This is a genomic window from Burkholderia sp. BCC1208, assembly GCF_902833095.1.
GTDB lineage: Bacteria > Pseudomonadota > Gammaproteobacteria > Burkholderiales > Burkholderiaceae > Burkholderia.
The window spans coordinates 148,317-163,397 of sequence record NZ_CADFDY010000005.1 but is presented as its reverse complement, the minus strand read 5'-3'; the positions used below and the strand labels follow the sequence as shown (position 1 = coordinate 163,397).

The 15,081-nt window shown below is 67.2% G+C and carries 15 protein-coding genes and 1 pseudogene; 8 read left to right on the top strand and 8 right to left on the bottom strand.

Features of this window, described 5'->3' with window-relative positions; genetic code table 11:
* Window positions 1-39: 39 nt before the first annotated feature.
* Genes HWX09_RS13500 through HWX09_RS13490 form a run of 3 tightly spaced genes read right to left on the bottom strand, consistent with a single transcriptional unit; the run spans window position 40 to window position 3,234 of the window.
* The gene (locus tag HWX09_RS13500) at window positions 40-957 is read right to left on the bottom strand and encodes a dihydrodipicolinate synthase family protein (protein ID WP_027781886.1); all 918 of its coding nucleotides are present in this window, start codon (window positions 955-957) and stop codon (window positions 40-42) included.
* A gap of 8 nt (window positions 958-965) precedes the next feature.
* Entirely contained in the window at window positions 966-2,138 is a 1,173-nt protein-coding gene (locus HWX09_RS13495) for an L-rhamnonate dehydratase (RefSeq protein WP_027781887.1), read from the bottom strand.
* A gap of 49 nt (window positions 2,139-2,187) precedes the next feature.
* Window positions 2,188-3,234 carry a 4-hydroxythreonine-4-phosphate dehydrogenase PdxA gene (locus HWX09_RS13490; RefSeq protein WP_027781888.1) on the bottom strand — a complete coding sequence of 349 codons (1,047 nt, stop codon included), beginning with the start codon at window positions 3,232-3,234 and terminating at the stop codon, window positions 2,188-2,190.
* 168 nt (window positions 3,235-3,402) lie between these two features.
* Between HWX09_RS13490 and HWX09_RS13485 the strand changes: the two genes are divergently transcribed.
* Complete coding sequence (locus tag HWX09_RS13485; RefSeq protein ID WP_027781889.1) at window positions 3,403-4,350, top strand: LysR family transcriptional regulator; 948 nt, start codon at window positions 3,403-3,405, stop codon at window positions 4,348-4,350.
* Between the two features lie 101 nt (window positions 4,351-4,451).
* Here HWX09_RS13485 and HWX09_RS13480 read toward each other — a convergent pair whose 3' ends face one another.
* Window positions 4,452-5,723: an MFS transporter gene (locus tag HWX09_RS13480; RefSeq protein ID WP_027781890.1), complete on the bottom strand. Its 1,272-nt coding sequence runs from the start codon at window positions 5,721-5,723 to the stop codon at window positions 4,452-4,454.
* A 120-nt stretch (window positions 5,724-5,843) separates the two neighbouring features.
* Between HWX09_RS13480 and HWX09_RS13475 the strand changes: the two genes are divergently transcribed.
* Complete coding sequence (locus HWX09_RS13475) at window positions 5,844-6,086, top strand: hypothetical protein (RefSeq protein ID WP_027781891.1); 243 nt, start codon at window positions 5,844-5,846, stop codon at window positions 6,084-6,086.
* Between the two features lie 22 nt (window positions 6,087-6,108).
* On the opposite strand, the pseudogene HWX09_RS13470 reads toward HWX09_RS13475, so the two are convergent.
* A pseudogene (locus HWX09_RS13470) lies at window positions 6,109-6,531 on the bottom strand (HAMP domain-containing sensor histidine kinase); the annotation flags it as partial.
* Between the two features lie 488 nt (window positions 6,532-7,019).
* A complete protein-coding gene (locus HWX09_RS13465; protein ID WP_034185249.1) occupies window positions 7,020-7,175 on the bottom strand; it encodes a DUF3309 family protein in 156 nt (51 codons plus the stop codon).
* A gap of 205 nt (window positions 7,176-7,380) precedes the next feature.
* Between HWX09_RS13465 and HWX09_RS13460 the strand changes: the two genes are divergently transcribed.
* The 6 genes from HWX09_RS13460 (at window position 7,381) to HWX09_RS13435 (ending at window position 12,992) form a co-directional block, all read left to right on the top strand.
* On the top strand, window positions 7,381-8,055 hold the full coding sequence (locus tag HWX09_RS13460) for a histidine phosphatase family protein (RefSeq protein WP_027781892.1): 675 nt from the start codon (window positions 7,381-7,383) through the stop codon (window positions 8,053-8,055).
* A 19-nt stretch (window positions 8,056-8,074) separates the two neighbouring features.
* Window positions 8,075-9,106 (top strand): phosphotransferase, encoded by a 1,032-nt coding sequence (locus HWX09_RS13455; protein ID WP_027781893.1) that lies wholly within the window; start codon window positions 8,075-8,077, stop codon window positions 9,104-9,106.
* 69 nt (window positions 9,107-9,175) lie between these two features.
* On the top strand, window positions 9,176-9,940 hold the full coding sequence (locus HWX09_RS13450; protein ID WP_027781894.1) for an SDR family oxidoreductase: 765 nt from the start codon (window positions 9,176-9,178) through the stop codon (window positions 9,938-9,940).
* Between the two features lie 7 nt (window positions 9,941-9,947).
* Window positions 9,948-10,706 carry a glucose 1-dehydrogenase gene (locus HWX09_RS13445; RefSeq protein WP_027781895.1) on the top strand — a complete coding sequence of 253 codons (759 nt, stop codon included), beginning with the start codon at window positions 9,948-9,950 and terminating at the stop codon, window positions 10,704-10,706.
* A gap of 34 nt (window positions 10,707-10,740) precedes the next feature.
* Entirely contained in the window at window positions 10,741-11,985 is a 1,245-nt protein-coding gene (locus tag HWX09_RS13440) for an acyl-CoA dehydrogenase family protein (RefSeq protein WP_027781896.1), read from the top strand.
* A 101-nt stretch (window positions 11,986-12,086) separates the two neighbouring features.
* Window positions 12,087-12,992, top strand: a complete 906-nt coding sequence (locus HWX09_RS13435; RefSeq protein WP_027781897.1) for a LysR family transcriptional regulator — start codon at window positions 12,087-12,089, stop codon at window positions 12,990-12,992.
* A 115-nt stretch (window positions 12,993-13,107) separates the two neighbouring features.
* Here the strand turns inward: HWX09_RS13435 and HWX09_RS13430 are convergent, their stop codons facing one another.
* Together HWX09_RS13430 and HWX09_RS13425 are read right to left on the bottom strand one after the other, a co-directional pair.
* Window positions 13,108-14,229: a J domain-containing protein gene (locus HWX09_RS13430; RefSeq protein WP_027781898.1), complete on the bottom strand. Its 1,122-nt coding sequence runs from the start codon at window positions 14,227-14,229 to the stop codon at window positions 13,108-13,110.
* 97 nt (window positions 14,230-14,326) lie between these two features.
* A complete protein-coding gene (locus HWX09_RS13425) occupies window positions 14,327-15,034 on the bottom strand; it encodes a GntR family transcriptional regulator (protein ID WP_027781899.1) in 708 nt (235 codons plus the stop codon).
* Window positions 15,035-15,081 lie beyond the last annotated feature (47 nt).

Genomic DNA, 15,081 nt, shown 5'->3' with positions numbered 1-15,081 from the left:
ATGCGCAACGCACGCGCGTTGCGGGTGCAAAAACGAGGTCTAGCGCCCCCAGCGCAGCACGAGCGGGTCGAGCCGCCGCGCCGTATCGAGCAGGCCGGCGCGTACCTGCGGATGCAGCTCGGGCCACGGCGCGCGCGGCCGATCGCACGCGATCACGCCGCCCGCCTTCATCAGCGCCTTCGCGGTGAGGAAGCCCGACTGGCGGTTCTCGTAGTTGATCAGCGGCAGCCAGCGCGCGTACTGCGCGTACGCGTCGTCGCGGCGCCCGGCGAAATACGCATCGGTGATCCGGCGAATCCCGTCCGGATAGCCGCCGCCCGTCATCGCGCCGGTCGCGCCGGCATCGAGGTCGGCGAGCAGCGTGATGCCTTCCTCGCCGTCCCACGGCCCTTCGATCGCGTCGCCGCCGAGCGCGATCAGCTCGCGCAGCTTCGACGCGGCGCCGGCCGTCTCGATCTTGAAGTACGACACCGCGTCGATCTCGCGCGCGAGCGTCGCGAGCAGCGACGCGGACAGCGCGACTCCGCTGGCCGGCGCGTCCTGGATCATCAGCGGAATGTCGAGGCCATCGGCGACTTCGCGGAAGAACGCGCGCACCTGCGCTTCAGGCACGCGGAAGGTTGCGCCGTGGTACGGCGGCATCACCATCACCATCGCCGCGCCGAGCGCCTGCGCGTGCCGGTTGCGTTGCGCGCAGATCCGCGCGCTGAAGTGCGACGTCGTGACGATCACCGGCACGCGGCCTGCGACGTGCTCGAGCGTGGTGCGCGTGAGCAGATCGCGTTCGTCGTCGCCGAGCGCGAACTGCTCGGAATAGTTCGCATGGATGCAGAGGCCGTGCGAGCCGGCATCGATCATGAAATCGATGCAGCGGCGCTGGCCGTCGAGATCGAGCGCGCCGTGCGCGTCGAAGATCGTCGGCACGACCGGAAAGACGCCCTGGTAGCGTGGGTTCATGGCCGGCCTCACTCGACGATGTCGAACTGGTCGAGGAATTCGGTCTTCAGCGTGAGGCCGAGGCCCGGCACGTCGTCGCGCAGTTGCAGGAAGCCGTTCTCGGCCACCGGCTCGCCGTCGAAGATGTAATAGAACAGCTCGTTGCCGACCTCGACGTCGAACATCGGGAAGTACTCGCTCATCGGCGACGCGAGCGTGCTCATCGTCAGGTGGTAGTTGTGCATCTGGCCCGCGTGCGGAATCACCGGCACGCTGTACGCCTCGCACAGCGCGTTGATCTTGTGCGCCATCGTGATCCCGCCGACGCGGTTCGTGTCGTACTGGACGACCGACACGGCCTTGCGGTCCAGCAGCTGCTTGAAGCCGTACAGCGAGAACTCGTGCTCGCCGCCGGAGATCGGGATGCTCGTGAGCCGGTTCAGCTCCGCGTAGCCGTCGAGGTCGTCGGCGATCACCGGTTCTTCCAGCCAGCGCGGCTGGTACTTTTCGAGCTTCGGCAGGATGCGCTTTGCATACTCGAGATTCCAGCCCATGTAGCACTCGAGCATCAGGTCGTTGTCGTAGCCGATCACCTCGCGGATCGCCGCGACCGACTTCAGGTTCTCGACCACGCCCTGCTGCCCGTGCGCGGGGCCGTAGCCGAAGCGCATCTTGAACGCGCGAAAGCCTTCCTTCAGGTACTGCTGCGCTTCCTCCTGCATCGCCTTCAGGTCGGTGCGGTAGAGCTTCGAGTAGTAGCAGGGAATCCTTTCCTTGGTGCGGCCGCCGAGCAGCTTGAACACCGGCTTGCCGACGCTCTTGCCGAGGATGTCCCAGATCGCGATGTCGACCGCCGAGATCGCGGCCATGCCGATGCCCTTGCGGCCCCAGGCGTGGGTCGCGCGGTACATCCGCTGGTTCAGGTACTCGTAGTCCCACGGATCCTGGCCGATCACGAGCGGCGCGAGGTACTGATCGATGATCACCTTCGCGACGTGCGGCGCGAGCGCGACGTTGCCGAGGCCGACGATGCCGTCGTCGGTTTCGACCTCGACGACCGTCCACGCATGGAAGCGGAACGTGCTCATCGTTTCCTGCGGCGCATACAGCAGGTCCATCGCGTTCGAGCAGAAATTGCCTTGCGGCGGGACGGTCTTGCCTTTCCACTGGAATACGCGGGCGCGTACGGAGCGGATCTTCATGATGGTGTCTCCAGAATCGATGTCGTCGTGTGTGAAAGGCGTGCGGGCGTCACGCCGAAACGGTGGGCGAGCGCCGCGCGGCACCCATCCGGCACGCGATCTGCAACGCCTGCCAGGTCGCGCCGACGTCGGCCGTGCCGCGGCCCGCGATGTCGTACGCGGTGCCGTGCGCGGGCGTCGTGATCGGCACGGGCAGCCCGCCCTGCACGGTCACGCCGCGCGAGAAGCCGAGCAGCTTGATCGCGATCTGCCCCTGGTCGTGATACATCGTGACGATCGCCTGGTAGTCCCCGGCCTGCGCCTTCAGGAAGATCGTGTCGGCCGGGAACGGGCCGTGGAACGGCGCATCGGTCGGCCAGTCGCGCGCCTGCAAGCGGCGCACGGCCGGCTCGATCACGTCGACTTCCTCGCGGCCGCAACTGCCGCCGTCGCCGCCGTGCGGGTTGAACGCGGCGATCGCGACCTTCGGCGCGGCGACGCCGTTCGCGAGCAGCGACCGATAAATCAGCTCGGACGCCTGTTCGATCCGTTCGATGCTCAGTTGGGCTGCCGCATCCTTCAGCGGAATGTGCGACGAAATCCGCGCGGTCCACAGTTCGCCGAGCGTGTTGAATTCGCAGAAGTAGCCAGTCACGCCGAGCGCTTCGGCGAAGTGGTGCAGTTCATCCTCGTGGCGCAGCCCGCCGAGCTTCATCGCGTACTTGTTCAGCGGCGCGAAGCAGATCGCGTCGATGTCGCCGGCGAGCGCGGCGTCGAGGCAGCGGTCGAGCACGGCGAGCGTCGAGCGGCCGCCGGCGGCACCCGCCTGGCCGACCGCGACCTGCGCGGGATCGATCGTATCGACCGCGACGAACGCGGCGCGCGCGGTGGACGGCCGGCCGCGCACGGCGGCGAGCGACGCGACGGGTTCGACGTCGATCTTGACGCCGGCGACACGCTGGCCGGCTTCCCACAGCCAGCGATCGCCGATCAGTACGAGGTTCGCGCCGGCAGCCGCGTCGGGGCGGGCGAGCAGTTTCGCGATCAGTTCGGCGCCGATGCCGGCGGGGTCGCCGAGCGTCAGCGCGACGACGGGCAGGGAGGCGGCGGGCGTCATGTGGCGGCTCCGGTGCGGGGCGTGCGGCGGCCGAGGGGGGATTCGAGGTTCATGTGGCGTCTCCGGTGGCGGCGCGTGGCCGTTGGTCTATGGGGTTGATGCTAGGTAGACGGAATGAGTCGGTAAATTGAAAACTCTTGATGAATCGATAACCTGGAGTAATCAAAGATGGGCTCGATCGACCGACGAGACTCGACGCCGCAACTGCTGAACCGGCTGCGGATGCGGCAGATCGCGCTGCTGCTGGCCGTGGACGAATGCTCGACGCTGCGCGCGGCGGCCGAGCAGATGGGCCTCACGCAACCGGCCGCGACGAAGATGCTGGCCGAACTGGAGAGCGCGCTCGGCCAGCGGCTGTTCGATCGCATCGGGCGCGGGCTCGTGCTGAACCCGGCCGGCGAGCGCGTGCTCGGCTATTTCCGCGGCATCCGCGGCAGCATGGAGGCGCTGAACCGCGAACTCGGCGAACTGCAACTGGGCAGCGCGGGGCGGCTCGCGATCGGCAGCATCATGGCGGCGTCGCCGGGGCGGCTGACCGAGGCGCTGGTGCGGTTGAAGGCGCGTTATCCGCTGCTCGCGATCGACATCGCGGTGGATACGAGCGATCGGCTGATGCCGCAGCTTCGCGACGGTGTGCTCGAAGTGGTGATCGGGAGGAACGCCGGGGCCGACTGCGACTTCCGTGTGGTCGACGACGAGGCGCTCGCGATCATCGCGGGCCGCGACCATCCGCTCGCGGGCGCGGGGCTGGTCGAATTCGATGCGCTGCTCGATTACGCGTGGATCCTGCAGCCGGCCGGCAGCCCGGCGCGCGAGGTCGTCGAGCGTGAATTCCGCGCGCGTCACCAGCCGATGCCGCGCGGGCTCGTCGAAACGGGCTCGATCCTGACCACGATGAATCTCGTCGACCGTTCGTCGATGCTCGGCGTGATTCCGCTGACGGTCGCGCAGCGCAACGCGGCGCACGGCCTCGTCTCGATCATCGATTACACGCTCGAACAGAAGCTGCCGTCGTACGGCAGCCTCGTGCGGCGCGACCGGCCGTTGAGCATTCCCGCCCAGCAGTTTCTCGCGCTGTTTCACCAGGACGCCGTGGGGGCGGACGGCGGCGCCTGATCCGGCGGCGCGTTGCCGCGCCGGCCGCGCGTCGCGGAACGCGGCGATGCGTGATGAGCGATGACGGCGCGGGCGGGACGACAGCGGCAGCGAAGACGGCTTCAGTGTGCCGAAGGCGCGGCGGGTGCGTCGGCGAGCGCCGGCATCGAATCGGACAGCGCGCGGTCCGGCCGAATCCGCAGCGCGGCGACGATGCCGATCAGCAGCATCGCGACCGAGCCGATGAACGGCACCGTCCAACTGCCGGTGCGATCGACGAGATAGCCGAACAGGATCGGCGACAGGATCCCCGCGATCGCGGAACCGGCGTTCATCATCCCGCTCGCGATGCCGGCATGGGCAGGCGCGATATCGCTCGGCACGGCCCAGATCGGCCCGATCGTCAGTTCGAGGCAGAGGAACGATCCCGACAGGCACAGCGCGACGCCGGCCGTCGCGTGCACGAACGCGAGCGGCAGCAGGCAGACGAGTGCACCGACGAAGCTCGTCACGATCACGCTCTGGCGCGACAGCGCGAGGTTGCCGGTCTTCCGGTAGATCCGGTCGCAGAGCCAGCCGCCGAGCGTGTCGCCGACGACGCCCGCGAAGAACACGCCGGACGCGAACAACGCGGTCGATTTCAGGTTCAAGCCCTGGCCGTTCAGGAAAAAGGTCGGCAGCCACGTGAAGAACAGCCACGCGGTCCAGCCGTAGCAGAAGTACACGAAGATGGTCGGCGCCATCCGGCGCAACAGCGGCCCCCACGGCGTGGGCCCGGAGGGTGCGGCGGGGCGGCGGCTGTGCGTGCGGCCGTCGTCGTTGCCGACCGGATGCTCGCGGAAGCCGGCGATCCACCACGCGAGCCACACCAGCGTGACCGCGCCGATCACGAAGAACGCCGCGCGCCACGACAGCCACGTCATCAGCGCGGCGACGATCGGCGGCGTGACCGCGTTGCCGAGCCGGGAGAACGAGTGCGTGAAGCCCTGCACGACGCCGCGCCGCTCGCGCGGGAACCAGTGCGTGATCGCCCGGGCCTGGGCCGGCAGCGTCGCGCCTTCGCCGATGCCGAGCAGCAGGCGCGCGGCGAACAGTAGCCCGAGGCTGTGCACGAGCCCGGTCGCGAACGTGGAGACGACCCAGATCAGCCCGCAGCCGATCAGCGTGATGCGGGCGCCGAACCGGTCGGCGATCCAGCCGCCGCCGATCTGGCAGATTGCATACGAATACGCGAATGCGGAGAAGGCGACGCCAAGTTCGGTATTCGACAGCCCGAGTTCGGCCTTGATCGCGCCGGCCGCGGTCGCGAGATTGACGCGATCGACGTAGAGGATGAACGAAAGCGCGCACAGCAGCCACAGCGTGTGGCGCCGTTGACGGTGATCGGTAGGCATGTGTCTCACTCCATGTTCGTGCGCGGCGTTGCAATGACGCTGCGTTCACGGGCGAGCCCAGCATCGCGCGGCGGCGGAGACACTGTCCAATGAATCTTCGGGATCAATCGATAACCGCAGGTGTTCATTCGCTTGCCCGGCCTGGCCCGCCGCACGCGCCGGGCCGGGCGGGCGAGGCAACGCGATGCCCGGGCAGGGGAGACCCTGAACGATATCGACGAACTTTCGCTTCAACAGGACAGCCGCTTCTGGCGGCTGCCGCTGGTGACATGGTGGATCCACGGGGACGGCCGTGACGGCCATGCGTTCCGGCTACTGCCGTTCCCGCCGGTCACCGTCTTCGTGCTCGAACCGCGGACGTGACGCGGTGCGGCCCGCGCCGGCATCAATGCGCCGGAAAGCGCTCGTTTTCGGGCGCCGGCACGAGGTTGTCGGGCCACTGCACCTCGAACCGCGTACCACCCGCGCCGGTCGGCACGCAAACGGCTTCGCCGCCGTGCGCATGCGCGATCGCCGCGACGACGGCGAGCCCGAGGCCGCTGCCGCCGGGTTGCGACTCGTCGACGCGCCGGAATGCCTGGAACACATGCGGCGCGAAATCGGCCGGGATGCCGGGGCCGTCGTCCTCGACGCGCAGCCGGCACATTCCGTTCTCGATGCGCGTCTGAACCCGGATCGCGCCCGGCACCGCATGGCGGCGCGCGTTCTCGAGCAGCGCGAGCAAGGCCTGGCGGATGCGGACCGGGTCGCAGTGCATGCGACGCGGATCAAGATCGAATTCCGGATGCTTGTCGGCGGCATGCACGCTGCGCAGCCCGCTGCGTGCCAGATAGGCGGTGAGGATCTCGGCGATTTCGGGTTCGTCCTCGGCGATGAGGACGAGCGCCTGCGCACGCTGGCCGGCGCCGGGAGATGCAGAAAATTCGGGCATGGCCACTCGTTCAGATCCATCGGGGTTCCATCGAATCGCCATACTACCGTACGGCCAACTCCATCGAATGGAGACGGGCGGGGCGTGCGAATCGGTGCGCAACGTGCCGCGTTGCGCGCTGCAGATGGATCATCCGATGCCGCACCTGTGTATCGGAGAGACGTTGTGTCCGCTGGAAATGACGCGCGTGATCATGCGCCGCACCCTCGCGTGTCCGTGGGTGGCCGGACCGGGACCGAGCGGACGCGCGAGTGAGCGTATCGGATGCCGTTGCGTTTTTCTTTACGGCTTACTTTTGCGTGTAAAGAAGTTACGACGGTGCAATCGAAACGCGCGTGCCCATGCCGCGGCACGCGCGTCCGTACTCAGATGCGACCGAGTAGCACCAGTATCACGACAATGACGACGATCAGCCCGACGGTCCCCGATGGCCAATAACCCCAGCTTCGGCTATGCGGCCATGAAGGAAATGCTCCGATGAGCAGCAGAATCAGAACGATGATGAGGATCGTACCGAGCATCGCATCCCTCCTGGATTTATTCGACACGGTGGGGGCTGGCGCAATTCGCGTGCCGCGACGCGGGTGCCGGTGAAAGCACGCGCAAGCGCATTGTTGGAATCCCCGAAATTCATTCGATGAATACCGATTGATTCAGAAAATAAATTTCAAAAATGCACGTCCGGTCGCTATGCTGGGCCTTCGGTTTCAACCAGTCGGGCATGCAATGGCTGAACTCTTTCTGGTACGGCACGGGCAGGCGTCGTTCGGCACCGACGACTACGACCGGCTTTCCGCCGCAGGCGACCAGCAGGGCGTCTGGCTCGGCGAATATTTCGCGCGGCAGGCCCTGACGTTCGACCGCGTGATCTGCGGCACGATGAACCGCCATGCGCAGACGGTCGCCGCGATCCTGCGCGGGATGGGCCGCGAAGGCGTCGTCGTCGACCGCCATCCGGGCCTGAACGAATACGATTTCCACGGGCTGTTCGCGGCAGCCGCCAGCGACTATCCGGAGATCGCGCGGCTCGCGGCCGGCTCGATGAAGGAACACTTCCGCGCGCTCCGGCAGGTGCTGCACCTGTGGACCGAGGACAAGCTGGGCGATGCGGCCCCCGAAACCTGGGCCCATTTTCAGCAGCGCGTGGCCGATGCACGCGCCGCGATCCGCCACGGCGGCGGCCAGCGCGTGCTGGCGGTGAGTTCCGGCGGCCCGATCGCGGTCACCGTGCAGCAGGTGCTCGCGGCGCCGCCGTCGAGCGCGATCGCGCTGAATCTTCAGATCCGTAACAGCAGTCTTTCGCAGTTTTTCTTCAACGCCGACGCGTTCCACCTCGCGTCGTTCAACGGCATCCCGCATCTGGAGGATCCCGAACGACACGCGCTGCGAACCTACGGCTGACCCACGAACGATCGCGACGATGACGAACCCTTCCCAGCCACTCGACGTAGCCCGCCTCACGCGTTATCTGGAAACGCACGTGCCGGGCTTCGAAGGCCCGGTCGATATGGAGAAGTTTGCCGGCGGCCAGTCGAATCCGACTTTCCTGCTGACTGCGAAGAGCGGCCGCTACGTGCTCCGCCGCCAGCCGCCGGGCGAACTGCTGAAATCCGCGCACGCGGTCGACCGCGAATTCCGCGTGCTGAGCGCGCTGTCGGGCACCGCGGTGCCGGTCGCGCATCCGTATCACCTCTGCGAAGACCGCGACGTGATCGGCAGCCTGTTCTACGTGATGAGTTTCGAGGATGGCCGGATCTTCTGGGATCCCGCGCTGCCGGAACTGCCGAAGGCCGAGCGCGCGACGTGTTACGACGCGCTGCTGCGGACGATGGCCGCGCTGCACGACGTCGATGTCGACGCGGTGGGCCTCGCCGACTACGGCCGCCCCGGCAACTACTTCGAACGCCAGATCGGCGTGTGGACGAAGCAGTATCGCGCGGCCGAAACCGGGCGCCTCGACGCGATGGAGACGCTGATCGACTGGCTGCCGAAAGCGTGCCCCGAGGACACGGGCCGGCCGGCGCTGGTGCACGGCGATTTCCGGATCGACAACCTGATGTTCGCGCATGACGGCTATCGCGTGCAGGCCGTGCTCGACTGGGAACTGTCGACGCTCGGCAACCCGCTCGCCGACCTCGCGTATTTCTGCATGTGCCTGCGGCTGCCGTCCGGCGGGCAGGTGCGCGGGCTCGCGGGCCAGGATCGCGCGGTGCTCGGCATTCCGGACGAAGCGGCGATCGTCGCGCGCTACTGCGAGCTACGCGGCATCGCGCCGATCCGCGACTGGCACTTCTACCTCGCATTCAGTTTCTTCCGGCTCGCGGCGATCGTGCAGGGCGTGAAGGCGCGCGCGCTGCAGGGCAACGCATCCAGCGAGCAGGCGCTGCGCGTCGGCGAAATGGCCGGCCGGCTGGCCGAGACGGCCGTCGGCGTGATCGACGCGCATCGCTGACATCACCGCGATTCGCCACGGTCGCTGCACGGCGACACGACAACACAATCAATGGAGGAGCACAGCAACATGGCAACGAATCTATTCGACCTGACCGGCAAGATCGCATTGGTGACGGGCGCGAGCCGCGGCATCGGCGAGGAAATCGCGAAGCTGCTCGCGGAGCAGGGCGCGTATGTGATCGTATCGAGCCGCAAGCTCGACGACTGCCGGGCCGTGGCCGACGCGATCGTCGCGGCCGGCGGCCGCGCCGAGGCGCTGGCGTGCCATGTCGGCCGGCTGGAGGACATCGCCGCGACGTTCGAGCATATCCGCGGCAAGCACGGCCGCCTCGACATCCTCGTGAACAACGCGGCCGCGAACCCGTATTTCGGGCACATCCTCGATACCGATCTCGCCGCGTACGAGAAGACCGTCGACGTGAACATCCGCGGCTACTTCTTCATGTCGGTCGAGGCCGGCAAGCTGATGAAGACGCACGGCGGCGGCGCGATCGTCAACACGGCGTCGGTGAATGCGTTGCAACCGGGCGACCGGCAAGGCATCTACTCGATCACGAAGGCGGCCGTCGTCAACATGACGAAGGCGTTCGCGAAGGAATGCGGGCCGCTCGGCATCCGCGTGAACGCGCTGCTGCCGGGGCTCACGAAGACGAAGTTCGCGGGCGCGCTGTTCGCCGACAAGGACATCTACGAGACGTGGAAGGCGAAGATTCCGCTGCGCCGCCACGCGGAGCCGAACGAAATGGCCGGCACCGTGCTGTATCTCGTGTCGGACGCGGCGAGCTACACGAACGGCGAATGCATCGTCGTCGACGGCGGTCTGACGATCTGAGCGCGCGATGAAACTCGACAGCTACGCCGGGCAGGTCGTGATGATCACCGGCGCCGCGAGCGGCTTCGGCGCGCTGCTCGCGAGCGAACTCGCCGCGATGGGCGCGCGGCTCGCGCTCGGCGACCTGAACGGTGACGCGCTCGAACGCGTGGCCGCGCCGCTGCGCGCGGATGGCGCCGACGTGATCGCGCAGCGCTGCGACGTACGCGTCGAAACGGACGTCGCCGCGCTGGTGCATGAAGCCGTCGCGCGTTTCGGGCGGCTCGACGTCGGCATCAACAACGCGGGCATCGCACCGCCGATGAAGGCGCTGATCGATACCGACGAAGCCGATCTCGACCTGAGCTTCGCGGTGAACGCGAAAGGCGTGTTCTTCGGGATGAAGCATCAGATCCGCCAGATGCTCATGCAGCGCGAAGGCGTGATCCTGAACGTCGCGTCGATGGCCGGGCTCGGCGGCGCGCCGAAACTGGCCGCGTATGCGGCGTCGAAACATGCGGTGGTCGGGCTCACGAAGACGGCCGCGCTCGAATACGCGCGCCACGGCATTCGCGTGAATGCGGTGTGCCCGTTCTACAGCACCACGCCGATGGTCACCGACAGCGATATCGGCGACCGCCAGGATTTTCTGGCGCAGGGCTCGCCGATGAAGCGGCTCGGCCGGCCCGACGAAATCGTCGCGACGATGCTGACGCTGTGCGCGAAGGAAAACACCTATCTGACCGGACAGGCCGTCGCCGTCGACGGCGGTGTCTCGGCCTTCTGACCGAACGGAACACGACAATCTCGAGGAGTCGATCATGGACTTTGGCTACACCCCGAAAGTGGAAGCACTGCGCGAACGCGTGCGCGCATTCATGGACGCGCACATCGTGCCGCGCATCCGTCAGTGGAACGACGAAGTGCACGCGGGCCAGTATCCGGTGTCGTTCATGGAGGAGCTGAAGGAGCGCGCGAAAGCCGAAGGGCTGTGGAACCTGTTCCTGCCGCACCTGAAGGCCGACGAGCCCGGCACGGGCCTGACGAACCTCGAATACGCGCCGCTCGCCGAGATCATGGGGCGCGTGAGCTGGGCATCGGAAGTGTTCAACTGCAACGCACCGGACACCGGCAACATGGAGCTGCTGCACATGTTCGCGACGCCCGAGCAGCGCGAACAGTGGCTGCTGCCGCTGCTGCGCGGTGAAATCCGTTCGGCGTTCGCGATGACGGAGCCCGACGTCGCGTCGTCGGATGCGACCAACATCACGACGCGCATCGAGCGCGCGGGCGACGAGTACGTGATCAACGGCCGCAAATGGTTCATCACGAACGCCGCGCATCCGAACTGCAAGATCTTCATCGTGATGGGCAAGACCGATCCCGATGCCGAATCGCACCAGCAGCAGAGCATGATTCTCGTGCCGCGCGACACGCCGGGCGTGACGGTCGTGCGCAACATCACGGTGGTCAATCACCACGCACCGGAAGGGCACTGCGAGATCACGTTCGACAACGTGCGCGTGCCGGCGCGCAACCTGCTCGGCGAGGAAGGCAGCGGCTTCGCGCTCGCGCAGGCGCGCCTCGGGCCGGGCCGTATCCATCACTGCATGCGTTCGATCGGTGCGGCCGAGCTGGCGCTGGAACTGATGATCGACCGCGCGCAGTCGCGCGAGGCGTTCGGCAAGCCGCTGAACCGGCACGGTACCGTGGGCGAATGGATCGCGCGCTCGCGCATCGAGATCGACCAGGCGCGCCTCCTGGTGCTGAAGGCCGCGTGGATGATCGACAAGGTCGGCGCGAAGGCCGCCCGCAAGGAAATCTCGATGATCAAGGCGCTCGTGCCGACCGTCTATACGGACGTGTGCGACCGCGCGATGCAGGTGTTCGGCGCGGCGGGCTTGAGCCCGGATACGCCGCTGGCCGATCTGTGGACCTGGGGCCGCGCGCTGCGCTTCGCCGACGGCCCGGACGAGGTGCATCTGCAGGCGATCGCGCGGATGGAGATCAAGGGCGGCGAGCCGGGTTCGACGGCCGCCTACCTGACGCCGCCGCCGCGCGGCTGAGCGGGGCGCAGCGGATGCGCAACGCGTCGACTGCGACTCGCGGGCCCGGCGTGGACGAACGGACGGCGCCCGCCGTAAGATCTCGGCAAGGAGATCCGGCGATGCGCCTTTCGAAGCTTGACCTGAACCTGTTCGTCGTATTCGACGCGATCTACACCAAGCGCAACCTGACGCGGGCGGCCGAGGTGCTGAACCTCACGCAGCCGGCCGTCAGCAACGCGCTCGCGCGGCTGCGCAAGTCGCTGAACGACCCGTTGTTCGTGAGCACGCCGGCCGGGATGATGCCGACGCCGATGGCGGAGAACATCGTCGGCCGCGTGCGCGAGGCGCTGCAATTGCTCGATTCGAGCGCGCACGAAGGCGACGTGTTCGATCCGGCGTCGTCGACTCGCGTGTTCCGGCTGAGCATGAGCGATCTGACCGAGGCGCTGCTGTTGCCCGCGCTCGGCGAACTGCTGCAGCGGGAAGCGCCCGGCATGCACGTGCGCAGCTACACGATGGACCGCGGCGAGGTGGCGACCGCGCTCGCGAACGGTTCCGTCGACATCGCGATCGACGCGCCGCTGATCGGCGATCCGCATCTGCACCAGGCGCTGCTCGTGCAAGACCGCTACGCGTGCATGATTCGCGACGATCACCCGTTCAAGGGCGATACGCTGACCATGGACGACTACCTGTCGATGGGGCACATCCACGTGTCGAGCCGCCGCAAGGGCAGCGGGCACGTCGACGCGGAACTGACGCGGCTCGGGCTGCGCCGCAACATCCAGATGCGCGTGCAGCATTACATGGTCGCGCCGCTGATCGCGATGCGCGGCGATCTCGCGCTGACGGCGCCGCTGCGGCTGCTGCAACGCTATCCGGCGCGCATCCTCGAACTGCCGTTCGAGATGCCGGGGCTCGATTACTTCTGTTACTGGCATCGTAGCGCCGATCAGGATCAGGGCAGCCGGTGGCTGCGCGAGCAGTTGGTGGCGCTGATGGGCGGGATGGGCGAGGGGCGGTGAGGGAGTGCCGCGCAGGCGATCGTAGGCGTTGTATCGAGCGGCCGCTCTCGGGGCGCGCGGCGTAACGCGGCTCGCGTGAACGGGCGGCGGCGCGCAGATGCGTGCCGCCGTTTCATCAAAACGGCTCGTCGTCGAAGCGTGACGACACCGGCCGGCGCTTCATGTCCTTCAGCCAGCTCCTGACGTTGTCCGGATCCTCGAATTCGCGCAGCGCGATGGCCAAGTCCTGGTTGCTGCGCTGCATGCCGGCAATGTCGCGCGTAAGCATGCGCAGCACGGTATCGGGCGCGACCTTGGTGGACGGCGCGATGCCGTACGTACCCCTGAAATCGTTCTCGACGTGCACGATCTCCTGATCGAGCTCGCGCAGCTGTTCCTCGAGGATGCCGTTGTAGCGCGTGAGCCGCGCTTCGCCGAGGCCGTCGATCGCACGCCGGTCGATCTGTTCGATCTCCAGCTGCAGTTCCAGCAGTTGCAGCAGGTTGCCCTTCTCGTAGGCACGGTTGACCCGCTGCATCAGCACGGTTTTGCGCTGCTGCTCCTGCGGATCGGTTTCGCGGTCGGGATGCAGCGCGCTCGCGAGCTTGCGATAGATCTCGCGGATCGACTTGCTCGATTCGGCCCGGTCCGCTTCGATCCGGGCTTGCGCGGCCGATTGCTTCGGTGCTTTCTTGCGCTTCGCGCGCTGCGCCTCGCGGGCCGCGTGAGCGGCCATGTCGCGCTCGAACTGGGCGTCGAGTTCGGCTTGCATCCGCTCGGCAAGTTCGTCGGGGGACAGTGAGTCGAGATCTTCTGGCGGTTGCGATTCGGATTCCCATTTCGGCTTCGTCGGCTCGGGAGCGGCCGTTGCGTTGCCGGCGCGGTCAGATCCGACATGCCGGTTGTAAATCACCTTCAGCGCCGGGTCGTCGCTCACGTTCAGCAAATCGCCCGCCATATCGGCGATCAACTCGGACAGCGTGCGTTGCTCGGCCTTGCTCAAGCCTTTCTGCAGAAACGCGTCGTCGAGCAGATGGATCAGCCGGATGCGCAGCGCCGTCGCTTCCTGTTCGAGCGGCAACAGAGCGTCGACGAACTTCTTCTGGAACGCCGGCATCACGGCTTCCCACGCGCCGAGCCGCTCGCGGCGCTTTTCGATGTGCTTGACGAGCGTATTGAACGTTTGCTGGGCTTTGGACAGGCTGGCTGTCTCGTGGCCGGGCGCGATGGCGACCGCGGCACCGCGACGTGCGGTCATGGTTGAAATCCTCCGGCCGCGGCGGGACGCGCGGCAGGACGGTATTTTAGCTGGATGGGCGCGCGCGTTCCGGCCGCAGCGCGCCGACGCCGATGCGTTACAGCACCGCCATCGATTCCGTCATGTTCTGCTTCATGTAGTCGAGGAAGCGCTTCTGGAACAGCATCGTGTGCTCGTGCGCGGCCCGTTCGGCGGCGTCTGCGTCGCGTCGTACGATCGCGTCGATCAGTTCGTCGTGGTCGCGCCCGAGCTTGGCGGCCGTCGGCGAACTCACGGTGAAGTCGAAGTGCAGGTGGAGCAGGCGTTGCCCTTCGCCGAGCAGCCGTTCGTAGTAGCCGACGAAGTACGGGTTGTTCGCGGCGTGCGCGATCGCCATGTGGAGCGCCTTGTTGGTCTCCGACATCGCCTGGAAGTCGCCGCTCGCGACGGCCTCCATGTAGACGTCGTCGGCCTTGCGGATTTTCGCGAGATCGGCGTCGGTACGCTGCGTGGCCGCGAGCCGCGTGACGGCGCGCTGGATCAGGTCGAGCGCCGAGATGTACTTCGGGAATTCCTCGATCTCGAACGGCGTGACGAGCGTCGTGCGGTTCGGCAGGATCGTGACGAGCCCCTCGCTGCTCAGGCGCGCGAGCGCGTCGCGCACCGGCGAGCGCGACAGCCCGAACTGCGCGGCCAGCGAAATCTCGTCGAGCTGTACGCCGGGTTTCAGCTTGAGCGTCAGGATCTGCTTGCGCAATTCCTCATACACATACCGCCCGCCGTGCCGGCGGCCGCCACCTTCGGTTTCAACGGCCTCTTTGCTCATCTCGCTACCCTTCCTGTAATCGGCCCGGGTCGCCGGGCGCGCTCTGG